1 protein-coding gene is annotated in these 428 nt (G+C 67.1%); it reads left to right on the forward strand.

All coding sequences use genetic code 11. The annotated features are described in order from the left end of the window. Nucleotides 1–428 (forward strand): PepSY domain-containing protein (locus RAD16_RS41545; protein ID WP_458163754.1); only part of this gene is annotated, 428 nt, incomplete at both ends.

The following is a 428-nucleotide window of genomic DNA, read 5'->3' on the forward strand; positions in this document are numbered from 1 at the left end:
GGGCCAGCGTCGTCGGCGTGACCGGTGTGATCAACACACTCGCAACGCCGATCATCCAGCTCTGGCAGAGGAACGACCTGGCCGAGATGACGGCTGCCTATAAGGACACGAAGGCGCCGTCGCCCGGCCGGCTCGCGTCGATCAACGCGGCGGTCGAAACGGCGAAGGCCGCGGCGCCGGGCAACCAGCCGCAGTTCGTCGCCTTTCCGGGCGGCGGGTTCAGCAGCAGGCATCATTATGCCGTGTTCCTGCAGGGCGAAACGCCGATCACCAAGCGCCTGCTCACGCCCGCGCTGGTCGATGCCGAGACGGGGAAGCTGACCGCGATCCGGCCGCTGCCCTGGTATGCACAGGCGCTGCTCGTGTCGCAGCCGCTGCATTTCGGCGATTATGGCGGACTGCCGCTCAAGATCCTCTGGGCGATACTC

The organism is Bradyrhizobium sp. 18BD, assembly GCF_054185225.1.